16 protein-coding genes and 1 tRNA gene are annotated in these 17,902 nt (G+C 55.7%); 8 read left to right on the top strand and 9 right to left on the bottom strand.

All coding sequences use genetic code 11. The annotated features are described in order from the left end of the window. The first annotated feature begins 178 nt into the window (after nt 1–178). The 8 genes from J7412_RS13435 to J7412_RS13400 all read left to right on the top strand — a co-directional run bounded on the left by J7412_RS13435 (nt 179) and on the right by J7412_RS13400 (nt 6,784). The gene (locus J7412_RS13435) at nt 179–1,789 is read left to right on the top strand and encodes an iron ABC transporter permease (protein ID WP_209079124.1); all 1,611 of its coding nucleotides are present in this window, start codon (nt 179–181) and stop codon (nt 1,787–1,789) included. A gap of 48 nt (nt 1,790–1,837) precedes the next feature. Continuing rightward, nucleotides 1,838–1,913: transfer RNA gene (locus J7412_RS13430), tRNA-Thr, on the top strand. A 163-nt stretch (nt 1,914–2,076) separates the two neighbouring features. Continuing rightward, entirely contained in the window at nt 2,077–3,267 is a 1,191-nt protein-coding gene (locus tag J7412_RS13425) for an integrase arm-type DNA-binding domain-containing protein (RefSeq protein WP_209079092.1), read from the top strand. A 7-nt stretch (nt 3,268–3,274) separates the two neighbouring features. Continuing rightward, nucleotides 3,275–3,652, top strand: a complete 378-nt coding sequence (locus J7412_RS13420; protein WP_209079091.1) for a hypothetical protein — start codon at nt 3,275–3,277, stop codon at nt 3,650–3,652. 135 nt (nt 3,653–3,787) lie between these two features. Further along, nucleotides 3,788–4,432 carry a hypothetical protein gene (locus J7412_RS13415; RefSeq protein ID WP_209079090.1) on the top strand — a complete coding sequence of 215 codons (645 nt, stop codon included), beginning with the start codon at nt 3,788–3,790 and terminating at the stop codon, nt 4,430–4,432. Between the two features lie 101 nt (nt 4,433–4,533). Beyond that, complete coding sequence (locus J7412_RS13410; protein WP_209079089.1) at nt 4,534–4,737, top strand: AlpA family phage regulatory protein; 204 nt, start codon at nt 4,534–4,536, stop codon at nt 4,735–4,737. Beyond that, the gene (locus J7412_RS13405; RefSeq protein ID WP_209079088.1) at nt 4,737–5,174 is read left to right on the top strand and encodes an AlpA family phage regulatory protein; all 438 of its coding nucleotides are present in this window, start codon (nt 4,737–4,739) and stop codon (nt 5,172–5,174) included. Before J7412_RS13410 ends, J7412_RS13405 begins: the two co-directional genes overlap by 1 nt. Beyond that, entirely contained in the window at nt 5,171–6,784 is a 1,614-nt protein-coding gene (locus J7412_RS13400; RefSeq protein ID WP_209079087.1) for a tyrosine-type recombinase/integrase, read from the top strand. Before J7412_RS13405 ends, J7412_RS13400 begins: the two co-directional genes overlap by 4 nt. A 278-nt stretch (nt 6,785–7,062) precedes the next feature. Here J7412_RS13400 and J7412_RS13395 read toward each other — a convergent pair whose 3' ends face one another. The 9 genes from J7412_RS13395 to J7412_RS13355 form a co-directional block, all read right to left on the bottom strand. Continuing rightward, nucleotides 7,063–8,856, bottom strand: a complete 1,794-nt coding sequence (locus J7412_RS13395; protein ID WP_209079086.1) for a thiamine pyrophosphate-binding protein — start codon at nt 8,854–8,856, stop codon at nt 7,063–7,065. Then, nucleotides 8,856–10,265 carry an aldehyde dehydrogenase family protein gene (locus tag J7412_RS13390; protein WP_209079085.1) on the bottom strand — a complete coding sequence of 470 codons (1,410 nt, stop codon included), beginning with the start codon at nt 10,263–10,265 and terminating at the stop codon, nt 8,856–8,858. Before J7412_RS13390 ends, J7412_RS13395 begins: the two co-directional genes overlap by 1 nt. Then, entirely contained in the window at nt 10,246–11,160 is a 915-nt protein-coding gene (locus J7412_RS13385; RefSeq protein WP_209079084.1) for a sugar phosphate isomerase/epimerase, read from the bottom strand. Before J7412_RS13385 ends, J7412_RS13390 begins: the two co-directional genes overlap by 20 nt. 144 nt (nt 11,161–11,304) lie before the next feature. Then, complete coding sequence (locus J7412_RS13380) at nt 11,305–12,495, bottom strand: Gfo/Idh/MocA family oxidoreductase (RefSeq protein ID WP_209079083.1); 1,191 nt, start codon at nt 12,493–12,495, stop codon at nt 11,305–11,307. 1 nt (nt 12,496) lies between these two features. Next, nucleotides 12,497–13,162 (bottom strand): hypothetical protein, encoded by a 666-nt coding sequence (locus tag J7412_RS13375; protein ID WP_209079082.1) that lies wholly within the window; start codon nt 13,160–13,162, stop codon nt 12,497–12,499. After that, complete coding sequence (locus tag J7412_RS13370; RefSeq protein WP_209079081.1) at nt 13,152–14,333, bottom strand: Gfo/Idh/MocA family oxidoreductase; 1,182 nt, start codon at nt 14,331–14,333, stop codon at nt 13,152–13,154. The genes J7412_RS13375 and J7412_RS13370 overlap by 11 nt, the downstream gene beginning before the upstream one ends. Then, nucleotides 14,330–15,142 carry a citryl-CoA lyase gene (locus tag J7412_RS13365; protein ID WP_209079080.1) on the bottom strand — a complete coding sequence of 271 codons (813 nt, stop codon included), beginning with the start codon at nt 15,140–15,142 and terminating at the stop codon, nt 14,330–14,332. The genes J7412_RS13370 and J7412_RS13365 overlap by 4 nt, the downstream gene beginning before the upstream one ends. Beyond that, on the bottom strand, nt 15,135–16,007 hold the full coding sequence (locus J7412_RS13360) for a shikimate dehydrogenase (RefSeq protein ID WP_209079079.1): 873 nt from the start codon (nt 16,005–16,007) through the stop codon (nt 15,135–15,137). Before J7412_RS13360 ends, J7412_RS13365 begins: the two co-directional genes overlap by 8 nt. Further along, nucleotides 16,004–17,902: a sugar phosphate isomerase/epimerase and 4-hydroxyphenylpyruvate domain-containing protein gene (locus tag J7412_RS13355; RefSeq protein ID WP_209079078.1), complete on the bottom strand. Its 1,899-nt coding sequence runs from the start codon at nt 17,900–17,902 to the stop codon at nt 16,004–16,006. Before J7412_RS13355 ends, J7412_RS13360 begins: the two co-directional genes overlap by 4 nt.

Raw genomic sequence — 17,902 nt, 5'->3', positions numbered from 1 at the left:
TTTTCGTTTTTGGATTGTGCTTGGCACAAGTATAGCTTCGTTTCTGGACAGTGAAACCAGATTCAGGCAACAGAAGGGCGCGAAAAAGGAATACACCGTGAAAACTCCCGCTCCCTCGACCTCTTCCGGCGCTGATCCGGCCCTCGCAGTCCCCGGTGGCAAGCCCAAGCGCCTGCCTATGGTGGACCCTTGGTCGGCAGGGGCATTTGTGATTGCCGCTGTTGTGCTGGCGCCGATCCTGGCGGTGGTGTGGATTGCCTTTCATCCGGCGGAAAACATCTGGCCGCATCTGCTGTCCACCACCTTGCCACGCTACATGCGCAACACTTTGGTGCTGATGGTGTCGGTCGGGGCGCTGGCCGCCACCATGGGGGCTACGACCGCCTGGCTGGTGACACGCTACCGCTTTGCCGGGGTGCGCTGGATCCAATGGGCGCTGCTGTTGCCATTGTCGATCCCGGCCTATGTGGGCGCCTACGCGTTGGTGGATTTTCTCGAATATGCGGGCCCGGTGCAAACCGGCCTGCGTTCCTTGTTTGGGTGGCAGACCAGCCGGGACTACTGGTTCCCGGAAATCCGCTCCATGGGGGCGGCGATCTTGGTGCTGTCTGCCGCGCTTTTCCCCTATGTCTATATTCTGGCGCGGGCTGCGTTTCGCGAGCAATCCGGAGCCGGCGAAGAGGTGGCGAGATCGCTTGGGGCAGGGGCTTTTGCCCGGTTCTGGCGCATTGGTCTGCCGTTGGCGCGCCCGGCCATCGCTGCCGGGACCGCCATCGTGATGATGGAAACGGTTAATGATTTTGGCACGGTGGATTATTTCGCGGTGCAGACCCTCACCACAGGGATTTTCAGCGTCTGGCTGGAAAGCAACAACGCAGGTGGCGCGGCGCAGCTTTCCAGCGTGGTGCTGATGCTGGTGATTGTGCTGGTCACTATGGAGAAAATCAGCCGCCGCAAGGTGCAGTTCTTCAGCCTCAGCACCCGGCACCGCGCGCCAGAACGCGCGCAACTGACCGGACCGGCCAGCGCCTTGGCCTGTCTTTTCTGTCTGTTGCCTTTTGCGATTGGTTTTGTGCTGCCTTTTGCGGTGATCACCCATCAGGCGATTGGCAATCTGGAGCGCTGGCAGGATCCCGCGCTTTTGACCGCGCTCTATAACACGCTGCGTGTGGGCGGCATTGCGGCCTTTGTCACGGTGACCGCAGGGGTGTTCATGGTCTATGGCGTGCGCCTCTCTGGCCGCAGCCTGCCACGCCTGCTGCTGCCGATCACCACCATAGGCTATGCCGCCCCGGGCGCCGTGCTTGGCGTAGGGATTCTGATCCCGCTGGCGACCATCGACCACTCTCTGGCCGATTTGGTGGAAGCGGTCACAGGCGGCCCCTCAGGGCTGCTTTTGACCGGCACATCATTTGCCCTGATTCTGGCCTATTGCGTGCGCTTCTTCGCGATTGCGCAAGGGGCCGCAGATGGCGCGATGGGGCGAGTCGCCCCAAGCCTGCCAATGGCGGCGCGCTCGTTAGGCCGTAGCCGCGTTAAGGTGCTCTGGGAGGTGTATCTGCCGCTGGTGCGGGCCTCCATCGGCTCCGCGCTTCTGCTGGTGTTTGTGGACTGTGTGAAAGAGCTTCCGGCGACGATGCTGCTGCGGCCCTTCAACTTTGATACATTGGCCACAAGGGTGCATGAGCAGGCCAGTCTGGAGAACCTTGGCGACGCCAGCCCGGGGGCGATTTTGATCGTTTTGGTGGGGCTTGTGGCGGTTGGTTTGCTGGCCCGCGCAAATCGCTAAAAAAACCTCTTGCAGCTCCCGCGCCAAACCCTTAGAGGAAGCGTCAGTGCCCCTATAGCTCAGCTGGTAGAGCAACTGATTTGTAATCAGTAGGTCCGCGGTTCGAGTCCGTGTGGGGGCACCACTTAATCTTCCAATTGCGTCCGATCTAGTCTGATAGTAGCCTGTATTTGCAGGTTTTTTCTATTGGTCTTGTTCCATGTTGTCCTGCCACGTCCAGCCAAGTCTGCCTCAATCGGGGGTATCTCTGGGGGTACGTGCCGTGTAGCAATTTGGAAGATACCCCCATGACTATTTTGAGCGATGCTAAGATTCGGGCACTCAAGCCCAAAGCCAAACCCTTCAAGCGCGCGGACTTTGATGGGCTGTACCTTTTGGTGAACCCGAGCGGCAGCAAACTATGGCGCTTCAAGTATCGACTGCATGGTAAAGAGAAGCTGCTCGCGCTGGGCAAATATCCAGATGTGACTTTGGCGCAAGCGCGTAAGCGTCGGGATGAAGCGAGAGGTTGTGTGGCAAGCGGTGTCGATCCGTCAGCGCAGCGCAAAGAGCAGCAGATAAATGAAGCTGCGCTGCAAAATGACACCTTCGCGCTGTTGGCGGCCGAACTATTGGACAAGAAACGCAAGGAGGGGCGTGCAGAAGCGACGCTTGTGAAGACGGAATGGTTCCACAGGTTGCTCAACGCCGACATAGGGCACATGCCCATTAGCCGGGTCACTGCACAAGACATTCTTGTGCCGCTGCGCAAAGTCGAGAAGAAAGGCAATCACGAGAGCGCCAAACGTATGCGCTCCGCAGCTGGGGCCGTTTTTCGCTATGCCATTGCGCTGGGCAAAGTTGATAATGATCCAACCTTTGGGCTCAAGGATGCTCTGATTCAGCATAAGGTCACGCATAGGGCCGCGATCACCGATCCTAAAGAAGTCGGTGCTCTGATGCGTGCTATTGATGACTTCTCCGGGCAAAGAGCGACAAGGTTTGCTTTGCAGCTCCTCTCGATCACCGCCGTGCGCCCCGGCGAGCTGCGGCTTGCTAGTTGGGACGAGTTCGATGAAGCAGGGGCCACTTGGACCATTCCGTTAGAACCCACCAAGATGCGTCGAGAGCATGTTGTTCCGCTGCCGCACCAGGCGCTGGGCATTTTGGCCCATCTCAAGGAGCTGACAGGTTGGGGAAAGCTTGTGTTTCCCTCTATACGCTCCGCACAAAGGTCGATGAGTGACAATACACTCAATGCAGCTTTGCGTCGGATGGGGTATGGCAAAGAAGAAATGACCGCGCATGGGTTTCGGGCTGTATTCTCGACATTGGCGAATGAATCCGGGCTTTGGCATCCTGATGCCATCGAACGCGCTTTGGCGCATCTCGAGAAAAACGAAATTCGCCGCGCCTATGCACGAGGCCAGCATTGGGAGGAGCGCGTCAAGCTTGCCCAGTGGTGGGCCGACAAACTTGAAGACTTAAGACAGGACTAAAGCCTAAATGAAAGACGCGGCCACTCTTTCTGCCGAACCAACAGAAACGTTGATGCAAGCTTGGATCTATCAGGCTTCCTGGACCACAAGAGACGCGCTCCTCTTGGCTTTGGGCGTTTCACCGGAAGCCGCAGATGCTGTCGAACACATCGCACCGCTCTCAGCGCTGCTAGAAAGGACAACAAGCGACGGAATACGATCAGCGGCACCAATAGATTGGCTCTGGTGGGGTGAGAAAAACGGTGTGCCCTTCCACAGCGATTGGTGGCTGGCAATCACGCCGCAAGGGCCCATCGGATTTGATGGTCAGCACTTTGCCCTGCTGCGCGAAGAGATGCTGTCAGATGCCTATCTTCAGCGCGAGCGGCACTTGATCACCAAATGAGCACGTAAACCTTATTGGACGCCTCGTGAAGCGATAGATCTGTCCCTAAATTTTGATCCGTTCACCACTGATAGCTGGCGCGGGCAAGAGCCCGAATTTGGCAATACAATTCGGGAACGGGATGACCGGTTTCGGATGCTGGAGCGCGCCGTTGAAGTGGGTGACATTTCCGAGAAGGCTGCTCCAAAGGACTATGTGCTCTGGCTGGACAAATTTGGCTACATCATCTCCGAGGCTTGGCGTCGAGCTGTCTGGATTGAGAGTAATGGTAGGAAAAGCATGAAGCAGGACCAAATTTCTGCCCTCAAGGAAGAGAATGCGCAGCTAAGGCGAGATTTGGAAGAACGAGCGGCACAGGCGGCAGCGGAAGGCGACGCACAACGACAGCTTGCAGCGCTTGGCGTCGAAAATGAAAATCTACAGCGACAGATTGAAGCGCTGGCTGTAGCCTCCGCCGATGATAAAAATGAAGAAGCCAATCAAATCCAGAACCTGCAGCGTCGTATAAAACAACTCTCAGAAGATTTCGCCAACCCAAGTGAAAAGAGCGCTTTAACGAGAAAAGTGATTTGCTTGGAGAAAATCCTGATAGGAGCGGTATGCGATGCCTATAATTTTGACCTGCGTGCCACGCGATCGGATACAGCGAAACAAATCGCGGCCAAAACAGTCGAACTTAACTGTGATGTAGCTGAATCTACGATTCTAAATTACATTAGGGAAAGCGCGAATACTCACGTCGATCCTGATGTATGGGGTCAAATGTACCCAAGAAAATAAACTCACTTAGGCCGTACGAGCTAAGACTAAGTCTTACGGCCCACGACCAATTCGGACTGTGAGAGCGTCTAACCTATCTGAAGTTTAGAAGGATAGGTTCGATGACATTCGACGATCTCCCCAATGATGCTCTGCTTCGCGAAAAGCAGATCTCGCACCCCAATGGCCCGGTTCCGGTCTGTCGCTCCACATGGTGGGCGGGCGTTCGCAGCGGGCGCTTTCCTAAGCCCGTACACCTCGGGCCACGCACCACCGCTTGGCGCGTTGGTGACATTCGAGAGCTCCTAAAAGGCGGGGTGGCGTGATGCCGGGTGACATAAGCGATGATCCAGGAACTCTGGATATGTTTGAGCGCTTTGACATTGCAGAACCGGAACGCTGTGCGCCGCCTGTGACACTAGAGCCTGAGGCCAAAGCGCATTTAACGCCAAAGAAGCAAAAGGCGCGACCGTGTAAGGAGCAATCCAAGTCAAAACTTAAGGCGACAAATATATTGCCTCCGGATCAGGAGCGGTTTCTCAGGGACCGAGAGGTGGCGGATCGGTTGGGAATATGTCGCCAAGAGGTTTGGCGGCGCGTGAAGATTGGGCGGCTGCCTGATCCGGTGAAACTGTCTGAGAAGACCACGCGCTGGCGGCTTTCAGAGCTCATCGCGTTTGAAAGCGCTTTCTCCAGGAAAATCGGCAGCGGGGTCAAACGCACCCCGCACGCCAAAGTAGAAGTAGAGGAGGGTACTTCATGAGCCGCTCCTATAAGAACGTGCGTCCCTGTATTCATATGGTTTACTCCGTTGAGGAAGTTCAGTCACTTTACGACGTATGCCGGAACACTGTGTCAAACTGGGTTGGTGCAGGCCTGACCACTTCCGACGGTGAATTGCCCTATTTGTTTCGAGGGGCAGAGCTGAAGCGGTTCCACGATGAAAGGCGGCAGAGGAAACGCAGAAACCTCCGCCTTGGCGAGTTCAAATGTACCGGTTGTGGTCAAGCTGTCTTCCCGGAAACCAAGACGGTGTCTTTTCGCGAGTTAAAGGGAAATAAATGGTTTGCGGTTGCGACGTGTTGCGACTGCGGACGCATGATAACGAAGCTACTAGGGGCGACGGAACACGACAAAATCAAGGCCTGCATTACGTCCAACACTGGGCTGGCCCGAATAGACGAAGATAAGGGTGAGCTTTCAGGTTGTATTGGGAAGGATAGCCCCTCTCAAGGTGTGGCGTTCGTCACAATCAATGATCGGATCATACATGATTGGCAGGCCTATGCAGGGCGATACAACCCTAAGACTAAGCAGGCGCATCTTGTCAGTATCAGGGAGTTTGAAGTGTTTTTGGGCGGTATATCCTTTGCCAAGGTGACCCCCAAACACGCGGGATCTTATCGCGATCATCTGGTGCGTTTCGCGAAGTTGCCGAGGGAAGAGGGCGGTTTGAGCAATTCTACCGTGTGCCATAGGGCGGCACAGTTGTCGCTGTTCTTCAAATGGCTGCGGGGACAAAGTGGATGCCGGCGTCTCAGCGTGAGCATTCCGGATTACTTTACTTTGCCGCGCGGCGCGACGGCTAAGAAATCTAGAGAGGAGATCAAGCCGTACCTCAGCATCGAGGAGGCTTGGCGTATGGTGGAAACAATGCCCACAACCACCATTTTACAACGCCGGGATCGGGCGATGGTGGCTTTCACCTATGTCTGTGGTCTCAGGGCTCAAGCGCTCATTGCTGTGCGTTTTAAGCACCTCGACCTTCAGCGCAGGACTGTCATGCAGGATGCTCGCGATATGGAGGCCAAAAACAGCAAGAGCTACCGAGCCAGATGGTTTCCTCGAACCGAGAGCTTCCAAGAGATCTTCCTGGAGTGGATCGAGGAATTGAGAGTATTGGGCTTTTGCGGGCGGGATGGGATTTTTCCGGCTTCTAGTCATCTTGGCAAGCGTTCAGTGGATCTTGCGCCTGTTGAGCCCATACAAACTGCGCGGCCGCTCCAAACAGCCTTTGCGTGCGCCTCATCCGCGATTGAGCAGCCTTGCTCGCCCCATTCAGCGAGACACACCCTCAAGGCACTGGGGAGCAGGATTTGCCGAACACAAGATGAGCGCAAAGCATGGTCTATGCATTTAGGCCATGACGATGATCAAATCACGGAGCGGCACTATGGCAAGATGTCCCAAGAGCAAAGTGATGCGTTGATGGAAGCCATGTGTTCCGATGAGGTCTTCACCGAGGATGAAAAAGACATGATCATCGACTATCACGAAAACCGTTTCCGGCGCGGCACAAGCGAATATCGGGCTGCTCGGCGGCTTGCTGAGAAACGAGAGAAGGTTAGGGGAGACTATGAGGTGATTGAATGAGTTTGGGCCGTCCCTAGGGGCGGCGTAGTCTTGCAACTAAGCACGCAGGGACGTTCGCGAGAATCGGCAAATTTAAGGGGCGGAAACCGACTATTTACTGCGTTGGTGATAGACGGCTGCTTTGTTTGGCGCAAAGTACCATGTACTCATTCTTGTTTGCTCAATGCGGCAGCCCTTGTTAGGCAAAAACAAGCGAGAGTATTGAGTTAGTTTGTATCCTCTAGACTTCATTTCATTGTTTGATGTGCGCCAATTGAAAAAATTAGCGCACATATAGACTACGTCGAAACGTGCGATACATTCTTGTCTGGCGAGTAGATGTCCAAGATGTTCCAGTGTCCGGTAGTTGGCGTGGGGTTGTTGATCATTGGGACATCCAAAACTGTGGGCTTTCCGCTGGCAATTGCCGCTTCCAGTGCTGGCAGCAGCTCGCTTGCGGAGGTGACTCGGATCCCTTCGGCACCATAGGCTCGTGCAATTTCAGCGTAGCCGGGCCCATTTGTTGGCGCGTCCGGTGTGCCTGGGAACGTGGTGCCGTAGGTTAACCCGTAGTGCGCTTTCTGCAGGCCTGCGATTGTGCCGAAAGCATTGTTGTTCATTACCAGCCAGATGATCCCCAGATCCAACTCAACGGCGGTGGCCAACATCGACGGGTTCTGACCAAATCCGCCGTCGCCCACCAGGCTGAGGACAACTCGGTCCGGCGCCGCCAACTTGGCTCCAATCGCGCCGGGGGGGCCAAACCCCATGGTGGCGAAGCCGCCCGGAGTGAGGATGGAACCTGGGGTCAGAATGTCAAACTGCTGTCCGACACCGTTTTTGTTCCACCCGACATCGGTTGTAATGATTGCATTCTCTGGTAGCGCTTTGCGTGTGTCCGCAAGAATACGCTCCGGCACCATTGGAAACGCTTTCGAGGCTTGCATTTCCGCATTTGAAGCTTTGAACGAAGTGCGGAACTTGATGATTTCTGCCTTCTTGTCTGTGCGATCCAAGCCGTTTGGATACATTTCACGCGCGACCCTAGTGAGGACACGCAGCGCCGCTTTGGCATCGGCGACAACACCGATTTCGGTAGGATAATTGCGGCCGATCTCCGTTGGCTCGATGTCGATGTGGATCACTTTGGTGGTGTCGGTTTTGCCGCCGATGTTGAAAGTGTAGCCCGGATACCAGCTGGAGCAGTCAGCCTCTTTGAAGCGGGTGCCGACGGCAAAGACGGTATCCGCGTTCAGACAGGATTGGTTCACCAACTCGGTGCCCCAGAAGCCAGTCATGCCCATCACGAGTGGATGATCATCGCGCAGTGCACCTTTTCCCATCAAGGAGTGCGCAACAGGCAGACCCATGTGATCCACAAACTCGCGCAGTTCATCGCTGGCCTGCGCCAAAAGAATGCCGCCGCCGACGTAAGCGACAGGCGCCTTGGAAGATGCCAGTTTCGCAACGATTTGGCGCGCCGTTTCGTCATCAATCGAAGGCTTAACCAAGGCGCGGGTGTTTTGGGCGACCCTGTCAAAAGTGTCCGAAGGGATCACTTCGGAAAAGATATCCATTGGCACATTAACCAGCACTGGGCCTGGTTGGCCACTTTCGGCCAAATGGAAGGCTTTTTCGAGGATTTCCGCCATCAGGTCTGCGCGGTCGACGCGCCAAGCGCGTTTCACAAACGGACGGTAAATTTCCCATTGGGCGGCGTCGGCATGCAGGTTGACCTCCTGATGGGGGTGTTTTCCGTAATAATGCGTGGGAATGTCGCCAGCAATGACCACCATTGGAATACAATCCAATGCGGCATTGGCGACCCCGGTGGCGCAGTTGGTCAAACCAGGGGAGAGGTGTGACAGCACCACCGAGGCCTTACCGCTCACGCGGGCATAGGCGTCTGCGGCGTGGCTGGCGATTTGTTCGTGACGTACTGTGATAAAATCAATCGGGCTCTCTGCCAGAGCGGCAAGCACCGCAATGTTGGTGTGACCGCAAAGGCCGAACACATGTTCAACCTCTCTGCGCTGCAGGAAATCGACGATGTGCTCTGCTACGGTTTTCCCGTCCACTTTGCTGCCGTCCATCACGCGACCTCCTCGCCATAGAATTCTCCAAACAGCTCTTCCTCAGAAGGTCGATCCTCTGCGATAGGGCGGCTGACCCACGTGTAATTCATCATGTGTTTCATGGTGACATTCTCATTGGTGATGTTGCCGCCCCAGATGCCGCAGCCAAGCGAAGAGGTCATGGGCATGCCGTTGGTCCATGCGCCCGCGTTGGCCTTGGATTGGGGTTGGCGCACCATCATACGGCTCACCGGCGCCAGACGTGCGAGGCGGTCAATGTGATCGTCATTGTGGCTGTAGATGCCGCAGGAATGCCCCTTGCCACCGGTCGCATAGATCTTGCCGACGGTTTCGAGCGCGTCGTCGAAACTGTCAAAGTGATAGAGGGCCATGAGCGTGGTGAGCTTCTCTTTGGAGAATTTGTGCTCTGGCCCGATTTGGCCTTGGTTCTCGACCATCAGAAATTTTCGGTCTTCGGGAATAGAGAACCCGGCGACCTCTGCAGTTTGCTGAGGGCGACAGGCGATTGTCGGGAATGTGCGGTTGCCATTTTCGTCCCACATGGCGGCTTCGAGCAGTGCTTTTTCTTCCTCAGAACATAGGTAGCCGCCTTCCGCTTCCAGCGCTTTCACCATGTTCTCGTAGATCGAGCGCTGAATGATGATGTTGCCGTCTGCCGAACAGCCTGAGCCGAAGTCGGATGTTTTGGAAATGCGTGTGTTCTGAGCCGCGATGTCCAGATCCGCGGTTTCGTCGATCACGATGGAGGAATTGCCTGCGCCGACGCCATAGGCTGGACGACCAGAGCTATAGGCGGCCTTGACCATGGGTTTGCCGCCCGTGGCGAGGGTCAGGTCACAAACCTCCATCAAATGTTGGGTCATTGGGATAGAAGGTTTGCGGATGGATTGGAAGAGATCCTCTGGTGCGCCAGCTGCGCGGCAGGCGGCGCGCATGACCTCGACCATCTCGTAGGTGGTCTGTGCAGTACGGGGATGTGGAGAGAAAATGACCGCGTTGCGCGCGTTTGCTGACGACACGCCTGTCACCGGCGGCGTCATGGCCGGGTTGGTCATGGGGATGAGGGAGGCGATCACACCAGCCGGTTTTGCATATTTGACCAGGCCCTTTGCTTCGTCCACCTCAACGGCGCCGGTGGAAGGGGTGCGCAAGACGTCGCGCAATACCATATGAATTTTGAAGCGTTTGCCGGGGCGACCTTCGCGATCCCCAATGCCACTTTCATCCACGCCTTGCTTGGCCAAACGGGTGAAAGTTTTCTCGTTGCCAGCATACCAGGCGATTGCTTGGGACAGCCGGTCAAGATCCGCCTGACTCCAGTCTTCGATCTGGGCCATTGCCGCGCGTGCGCGATCGACCATCTGCGCGACCAGGTCACGCTCTTCGTTAGTGAGCTCTCTGCCCATGGTGTTCCTCGTTGATGGAAAGGGTGGAAGGGTCTGACAGGCGGCGTTGAGAACGCGCCTCTCCAAATGTGCGTTTCGCGTGTGTCAGGCAGCGGCGCGCGTGTTCTTCATAGCCAAGTTCCGCGACGCGGCTCTGGTTGGGCAGCTCTATGCAGTAGTCGACAGGAGGCATGCGCTCGATGATCCCAGCAAAATCAATCCAGCCTTCTCCCGGGTACAAGCGCGCGTCGCGTGCGAGCTGGATCATGCCTGCGCGGGTGTCTGCGATGCCGGGTAGGCAATCAGAAATATGCAGAAAATGCAGAAGGTTAGCTGGTACATGTAGCAGCTCTCCTAGGTCAACGCGGCTGAGATGCAGATACAGGGTGTCGACAAGAATACCGCCGTTGGGCTGGTCGGCCGCTGTCACGATGTCGAGCACTTCGTCCAATGTTCGCAAGCGTGAAAAGGACGGAAACTCGAGGTCGATCGTCAGACCATAGGGTGCGGCGAGTTCACATGTCTCTGCGTAGACATCGATGAGAAAGTCTCGATCGTCTCTCGTGTTGGTCCAAGCGCTCATGATCATGCGTTTGGCGCCAAGTTCACCGCCGATTTCCAAAGACCTTTCGAAACTGCGTGGATCTACATCTTCAGTGATGCGGGCCAGCTCGACATCCAGCACGCTCAATCCAGTTGTCGTCAAAGCCGTCTTTGTGGCCTGGACCTGCGATTTGCTCACTGGAGACTGGGTGAACTCTCCGGGGACGTGCATGGGAATAAAACGTGGACTTACGGCGTCATACCCTGCGCGCGCCGCGATGTAGACCAGTTCCGGTGGGGTGCAATTGATCAAAGTGAGATGCGCAAGGGAGTAGAGCGATGAGGGGCTCGCCTCAGATTGTGATCCGGTCATCTTGTGCGCCTCCCAGCGAATCTAATTCATCACACAAATGCAAAAATATCAGATGTTTTTGAAAATATCAACTTTTCGATTTTGCCAAAGAAAAAGACCGCCTGCGGTGACAGGCGGTCAGGTAAAGCTCTATGTTTATTGTTATTATACCTGCACCCAAGTACCCGAGGTCGCATTGCTACGCACGGCCGCGTCCACAAATGCAACCCCATTCGCGCCAGCTTCAACCCTTGGAAAATCCAGCCAATCTGGCGGCGAAGAAACCCCATCTTTGTGCGCAGCAACCGCCAATGCCAGTTCAGCGTACAACGTGGCCCAGGCTTCAATGATGCCTTCGGGAAACCCCCGCGCGGTGCGGATCAAACGCTCAACATGAGGCGCGACCTCGTGACCATGACCTCGGCTGATGACCCGATCCGCCTCCCCAAAACGGTTGAATTTGAGCTGCTCGGAGTTCTCCAGATCCCATTCAACGCCACCTTCGTTGCCATAAATGCGTAGCCTGAGGCCTCCGCGATTCCCAGGTGCGAGCCGAGTGGCCATGAGCGTTCCAGGAACACATCCAGCAAACTTCGTACGCATGAAGACTGTGTCTTCCAAAGGCTTTGGCGCGCCGCACACATGAAACTCAGCCTGTAGATCGGTCAGAGAAAGCCCCGAAACGAAGCTGGCCAGATGCGCAGCATGGGTGCCAATGTCACCAACGCAGCTGGTTGGTCCCGAAATTTTGGGGTCAAGTCGCCATTTGACGTGAGGCGCATCGGCGACTTCTTCGGGCACCATCCAGTCCTGCATGAATTCAACGTGAATCTGATTGATCTCGCCAATGCCGCCTTGAGCCACAATGTGTTTTGCTTGGCGCACCATGGGGAAACAAGACATTACATACCCGACACCAAAAACCTGATTGGTGTCTTGGGTCGCCGCGACAAGGGCGTGTGCCTCATCGATTTCATTGGTCAACGGTTTGTCGCAGATCACCGAGATGCCGGCCTTCAGAAACGCCTTCGCAGCAGGAAAATGCATGTTGTTCGGGGTGGTTATCATAACCGCATCTACCCCTTGCGGATGATCAGCTTCTGATGCCGCCATCGCCTCAAAGGAGGAATAGCTTCGATCCGGGTCCAGGTACCAACGTTTGCCACGTTCTGCGCTGCGGGTTGGGTCAGAACTCAAAGCGCCCGCAACAACTTCCCACTGACCTGTTAGGCGGGCTGCGGTCGCCTGGGTTTCTGATATCCTGCCTCCTCCGACGACACCAAGCCTCAAACGGCGCGACAGTCGAGGGAAAGGGCCATCAAAGTTCAGGTCGGTTGGAAGAAGTTTGTGTGACATATTACATCTCCTGACCTGGGAAAGAGGCGCCTTGTGGAAGCAACTCAACCGCGAGAAAAACACTTGGTGTGATGGTTTCATATTGATGCCAAGGGTAGTTGCCGTTGGCATCATACATTGGACGATGGGTGGTGCCGGGCGCCATTGGTTCTTCCAAATACAAGGTGCCCACGTCCTTTTCCCGACATTGCTGCATTTTACCAAAGCCAACGACCTGCGTGTGGACCTCTCGAAATCCCGGAACGGGGCAGAACGGGTGATCTCTGTGCAGGCCCACTTTCAGCGGTACCGAGCCGGAGTGATACATGGTCAATCCCAGATCGCCCTTGATGGATTTGGGAGACATGTAGTGGCTGACACCGCGCAAACGCTCTTCGCGCCGCACATCAAAGGCAGAAGGCCAATGAGCTTTGATTTCTTTAAAAAAGGCCTCATCGTCTTCGTGATCGTCAAAGCCTTCAATAAGTAGACAGCGCTCCACATCAGACAGCGTGCAATCTTGAACGATGACAGAGGTCAACGGCGCCAGTGACTGTTGTTCAACGGATATCGCGCTTTTGCCCAAGTTTAGAGCGATAGCACGGGTGTCCAAATCGTAGGTTGTTACATCAGTGAGCAAGCGAACGGTGAAAAAAGGGGCGGCGAAGCTAAGGTTCTCAACGGGCATGAGCCGGGTCCTTGACTGGAGACAAGAAATCAATTGGGAGAGGTGATGGACGCACACAGGTGGTGGCAATCTCTTCAAAAGTCGAGCTCTGGCCGGATCGCGCAATTGCGTCCATTGCGTCGAACACGTGGAAGGCCAACTCGCCGCTCGCGCGCGGCGCTCTGTTCTCCTCAACAGCCGCTGCCAAGTCCAACAGCCCGAGGCCTCTGCTGTTTTCGTTAAAGCCATGGACGGGCGGGATTTCCTCCCAAAAATCCCGCCCCGTCGGACGTGGTTGATGGCTCCAGCGAGAGGTCTCCCTGGTGCGCAGCCATACGGGGCCGTGAAAGTCATTGGCCCCATGCACTGGATCAGGATCAGGGATGCAAATAGTGCCGGTTTCGCCATAGATTTCAAAGCGAGGTATCTCGCTGTCCCAAATGTCGAAACTCATGGTCATCTGGCCCAACACACCACTTTCAAACTGCAAAAGGCTGAGAGAATGGGTGTCCACCTCCACATTCATCCATGTGCCATTGCGTGGGCCGTTTTCGATTTGCCGCTTGTCAAATGTACGGCGCGCCATGCCCGCAACTTTGGAGATAGGGCCAAGGCAAAACACCATTGCGGTCAAATAATATGGGCCGAGATCGAGCAGAGGCCCGCCGCCAGGCTGATAGTAAAAGTCGGGGTTAGGATGGTGTCTTTCGGTTCCATGTGTGCCAACATGCGCAAAGACGCCTGTCGGTTTCCCAATCGCTCCGTCATCCAAGAGCCTGCGTACAGTTTGCCAACGCCCGCCCAAGAACGTGTCAGGAGCATTGCCAATCAGCAGTCCTTTTTGCTTGGCCAAATCCAAAAGGGTTTTGCCGTCTTCACGGTCGGTCACGAAAGGCTTTTCCGAATAGACATGTTTGCCAGCCAAAAGCGCTTTGCAGCTTACTTCAGCGTGCGCTGCTGGAATGGTGAGATTCAAAACACAATCAATACCGGGATCTGCCAGCAGATCCTCCGGTGTGCAGGCTTTGGGAATACCGTGCTGCGCCGCTTTCGCGCGACTTTCGGAGGGTTCAAGACTGGCGCAGGCCACAACCTCGACCTGATTAAACTTTGCCAAAGTTGTGAGGTAAATATCGCTTATGCGGCCACATCCGATGAGGCCGACCCGGAAGGATTTCGGGCGATGGGTCATTCCGTTCCTGTTGGTTGATAGAGGGGGAGGTACTTGGGAGGAATTGGCCCTTTGTTGCGCCCGCCCTGCTGCATTTGTTCCCATGCGTGTGACAGGATGCCGACAGAGCGCGACAAGCAAAACAAGCCGCGAGACAGCGGTGCGGGGAAGCCCAGTTCGCAAAAGATCACAGCTGTGGCACCATCGATGTTCATGGCAATTGCGCGGCCACCGCGTTGCTGAGCCAATTCCTCCTGGACTGCTTCGCCGATATCCGCGTAGCGCCCGGACACTGTTCCGACTTCGGCGGCGTCATGAACAAGCTGCAAGAGACGCGGGGCACGTGGGTCGACCGGCTTGTGGAAACGATGACCGAAGCCCGATACGATTTTCCCGTAGGTGGCGCGCCAATCATTCAGGCCTGCCTTCACAGCATCAGAAAGGCGCTCTCCATTGTCGATGCGGGCCGAAATGCCAAAGTAAAGTTCGGCGCATTGCTCGCCAGCCCCGCCATGAACATCGCCGAGCATATTCACTGCAGTGGCCATGGCGTTGTTTAGGCCGACGCCACAGGTCGCGGCCATGCGCGCTGCGGCAATGGATGGGGCCTGAGGGCCGTGATCGACGCCAGCAACCAGCGCCGCCTCAAAAAGCGCGGCTACTTCCTTGGAAGGAACTCCCCCGCGTACCATGTGCCAGATCATTTGCGCAAAACTGACGTTGCCAATCAGGTCTTCAATTGCCTCGCCACGGAACGCGATTTGTCCCGGGGCCATGTCGATGATTGATGTGCGCCACCAGTGGCGTACGGCTTCTGCATCTTCAGACATGTTCTGTCTCCGAATGAGGTGTTTTCTCTTCAAGAAGCGCGGAGAAGTGAGCGCTCATGCGCGCCACATTGGCCTGACGCCCTGTGATCAGCTGGAAGGCTTCTGCCGCTTGGTGAAGCGCCATGCCGCGTCCGCTCATAACGGTGAGACCGCAAGTTCTGGCGGTCTGCAAAAGGGGCGTTTCCAAAGGGAAGTAGACGATGTCAGCAACCCAAGTGCCGAGCGTCAATTTGGCTGGATCAAAGGATTTCCTTTGATCCAGCCCCATACCCAGTGGAGTAGCGTTCACAACGCCATTGGCTTTCACCAAGGTGTCGTACGAGCACAATCGGGAATGCGCAATTGTACAGCCGGGCCGCAAAGCACTCAGGCTTTCAGAAAGCTCTTTTGCGCGGTCTTGTTGGGGGTCGATGACCGTCAAGTTTTGCACGCCTGCGTCCAGCAGCGCCAAACCAACAGCACTTGCAGCGCCCCCAGCACCAAAGAGAACACATGTCGTTTTACACTGGTTCTGGAGTACTTCTTCCAAAGCTCTGGAAAAGCCACCGTAGTCCGTATTGTGGCCAATGCGTCGACCGTCACGAAACACAACCGTATTCACGGATGCCAACTTCCTTGCGATTGGCGAAAGCTCATCCACATATGCAACGGCGTCGTTTTTGAAAGGGTATGTGACATTTACACCGGCCAAACCATGAGCCTCGGCCCATTCCATACACTCAGAAACACTCTGGAGATCCGGAGGGGTTTCTGACGGATCAATTCGGGAATAGCTGTAAGCGAAGCCTTGAGCCTTCCCCTCTTGCTCATGAAGTTTCGGGGTTAGCGAACCGGAGGTATTTTTGCCGATGAGTGCGGCCTTCATGAGTGTGCTGGCTCCGTGTTTTGATCCGCAGACGCCGCATAGGCCTGCTGCGCTGCGAGGCGAATGGGCGCGTTTCGGGCGCCAAAACCGGCGTAGCCGCCTTTCCGCTGCACGATCTCGAAGAAGAAGCCATTGAACATGGTTCTGCTGTAGATTTGGAAATACTCGCTAGCGCCGTCGCGGTCGTAGAGAATGCTGCCAGCTTGCAATCTCGCCACAAAGTCGGCGTCCAGGCCGAATGTAGCGCGCAAGTCGGCATAGTAATTTTGAGGGATTTTGAGGCGGCCAAAGTCATGTTGCGCGAGGATTTCGGACGTTTCAAAAATATCATCCGTGAGCAGCGCAATATGTTGCACGCCTGCGCCTAAGCCCTCCTGCAGGAATGAAGCGGCCAACGTATTGCGCCCGACCGCCCCATTGAGGTTCAGGCGCACCTCGCCTTCGGGGCTCTCAATAGCCTGACTGTGCACAACGCCGGACGGGTCCGCAACGTTGTGGATAGGGGCTTTGGACATGTCGAAAGTCGACAGATAATACAGTAGCCAACTCTGCATCTCATCGTGGCGCATGGTTTGTGCCACATGATCGATACGGCGCAGCCCGGCAGGCTGGACCACCGACTTGTGTTGCACTGGATCAAACTCGATATCCCAAACACGATGAAGGTCAGATTGCTCATCGATAAAGTGAACCACGCTGCCCCCGACACCTCGGATGGCAGGGATGTCAAGTTCGCCAATCCCCACAGGTTGAGAGAAATCTGGCGCGCCAAGTGCCGTTGCGCGGGCGACAGTCTGAGCGGCGTCCTTAACCCGCAACCCCATGTCACAGACCGATGGGCCATGGCCGAGAAAGGCCTTCCGAGCAAAACCTTCGGGATCTTTGTTGATCACGAAGTTGATGGAACCTTGCCGCCAAAGCTCAACTTGTTTACTGACGTGTTTGCGCTCTCTGCGAAAGCTCAATGCGCCGAGGCTTTCACCCAGCGCACGCGCACTAGCTTCGTCGGTGGTGAATTCGATGAACTCAAAACCTGATGCATATACCCGCGCAGGCATAGCAGGGGTGCCAAAGTTCATACCGGGCTCACTTCGAGCCACTTCATCCAGCAGATTGACCAAAGCGCGGTAGCTGTCTCGTGCTAACGTGGTACCGCCGGGTTGCGGCGCGGTTTCGTTTACGCGGGCAACGGACCATGCACCTTCGTAGCCGGCTCTTGCCAGTACTTTGACAAATCCGGAAAGGTTTAGGGCGCCAAGCCCAGGAAGCAGCCCAAAGTGGCGCTTGAGGTGACGGATGTCCGTTTCCAAGCGTGGTGCATCCGATAGCTGAACATGGAACAGTTGGTGGCCGGGAATTTCCCTCAACCGCGCCGGTTTGGAACCATCCGCAAGAGAAAAAAACGAATTCAGCGCCAATCCGAAATTTGGTGCGTCCACGCGTGACACTACCTCAAATGCTTCAATGTCTGTGCAAACAGATTTCGCCCAAGGCAGCGCCATGTACGCAATCACTTGGTCATGCTTTCTAGCCATGTCGGCCGCGCGTTTAAGATCGGCCAAACGACGTTCAACGTCTGCGGTGTCGTCATTGACGGTTGCTGATGTCACCAGGATCCCTTTGGCGCCGAGCAAAGAAGCCAATTTCAGCTTTTCTTCGAAACGAGCGAAAGTCGCCTCGGCATCTACTTGCCCTTCAAGGTTTTGAAAGGGCTGTAGGAAACCAACACCGAGCCCGAGTTCGTTTGCGAGCTTGCCGACGGCCGCAGGACTTAACTCTGATGCCGTGATGTCTGGTTCATGGATATCAACCGTGTCAAAGCCGGCGTTGGCGATGGCCGTGAGTTTGTCAGTCAGGCTACCTGGAACCGAAGTTGTCGATACGGATAGGGCCAT

The organism is Shimia sp. R9_3 (assembly GCF_017743755.1).
In the GTDB taxonomy this organism is placed as follows: Bacteria; Pseudomonadota; Alphaproteobacteria; order Rhodobacterales; family Rhodobacteraceae; genus Shimia.
Note: the sequence above shows the minus strand (reverse complement) of the source record. Positions and strands in the feature narration are given on the sequence as shown.

What these genes read in the sequence shown, in the direction of transcription:
- J7412_RS13365 (WP_209079080.1), bottom strand. Translation starts at nt 15,142, where the DNA reads ATGTCTGAAGATGCAGAAGCCGTACGCCACTGGTGGCGCACATCAATC.
- J7412_RS13370 (WP_209079081.1), bottom strand. Translation starts at nt 14,333, where the DNA reads ATGACCCATCGCCCGAAATCCTTCCGGGTCGGCCTCATCGGATGTGGC.
- J7412_RS13380 (WP_209079083.1), bottom strand. Translation starts at nt 12,495, where the DNA reads ATGTCACACAAACTTCTTCCAACCGACCTGAACTTTGATGGCCCTTTC.
- J7412_RS13425 (WP_209079092.1), top strand. Translation starts at nt 2,077, where the DNA reads ATGACTATTTTGAGCGATGCTAAGATTCGGGCACTCAAGCCCAAAGCC.
- J7412_RS13395 (WP_209079086.1), bottom strand. Translation starts at nt 8,856, where the DNA reads ATGGACGGCAGCAAAGTGGACGGGAAAACCGTAGCAGAGCACATCGTC.
- J7412_RS13355 (WP_209079078.1), bottom strand. Translation starts at nt 17,902, where the DNA reads ATGGCCCTATCCGTATCGACAACTTCGGTTCCAGGTAGCCTGACTGAC.
- J7412_RS13405 (WP_209079088.1), top strand. Translation starts at nt 4,737, where the DNA reads ATGCCGGGTGACATAAGCGATGATCCAGGAACTCTGGATATGTTTGAG.
- J7412_RS13415 (WP_209079090.1), top strand. Translation starts at nt 3,788, where the DNA reads ATGCTGGAGCGCGCCGTTGAAGTGGGTGACATTTCCGAGAAGGCTGCT.
- J7412_RS13385 (WP_209079084.1), bottom strand. Translation starts at nt 11,160, where the DNA reads ATGACCGGATCACAATCTGAGGCGAGCCCCTCATCGCTCTACTCCCTT.
- J7412_RS13410 (WP_209079089.1), top strand. Translation starts at nt 4,534, where the DNA reads ATGACATTCGACGATCTCCCCAATGATGCTCTGCTTCGCGAAAAGCAG.
- J7412_RS13360 (WP_209079079.1), bottom strand. Translation starts at nt 16,007, where the DNA reads ATGAAGGCCGCACTCATCGGCAAAAATACCTCCGGTTCGCTAACCCCG.
- J7412_RS13400 (WP_209079087.1), top strand. Translation starts at nt 5,171, where the DNA reads ATGAGCCGCTCCTATAAGAACGTGCGTCCCTGTATTCATATGGTTTAC.
- J7412_RS13435 (WP_209079124.1), top strand. Translation starts at nt 179, where the DNA reads ATGGTGGACCCTTGGTCGGCAGGGGCATTTGTGATTGCCGCTGTTGTG.
- J7412_RS13390 (WP_209079085.1), bottom strand. Translation starts at nt 10,265, where the DNA reads ATGGGCAGAGAGCTCACTAACGAAGAGCGTGACCTGGTCGCGCAGATG.
- J7412_RS13420 (WP_209079091.1), top strand. Translation starts at nt 3,275, where the DNA reads ATGAAAGACGCGGCCACTCTTTCTGCCGAACCAACAGAAACGTTGATG.
- J7412_RS13375 (WP_209079082.1), bottom strand. Translation starts at nt 13,162, where the DNA reads ATGCCCGTTGAGAACCTTAGCTTCGCCGCCCCTTTTTTCACCGTTCGC.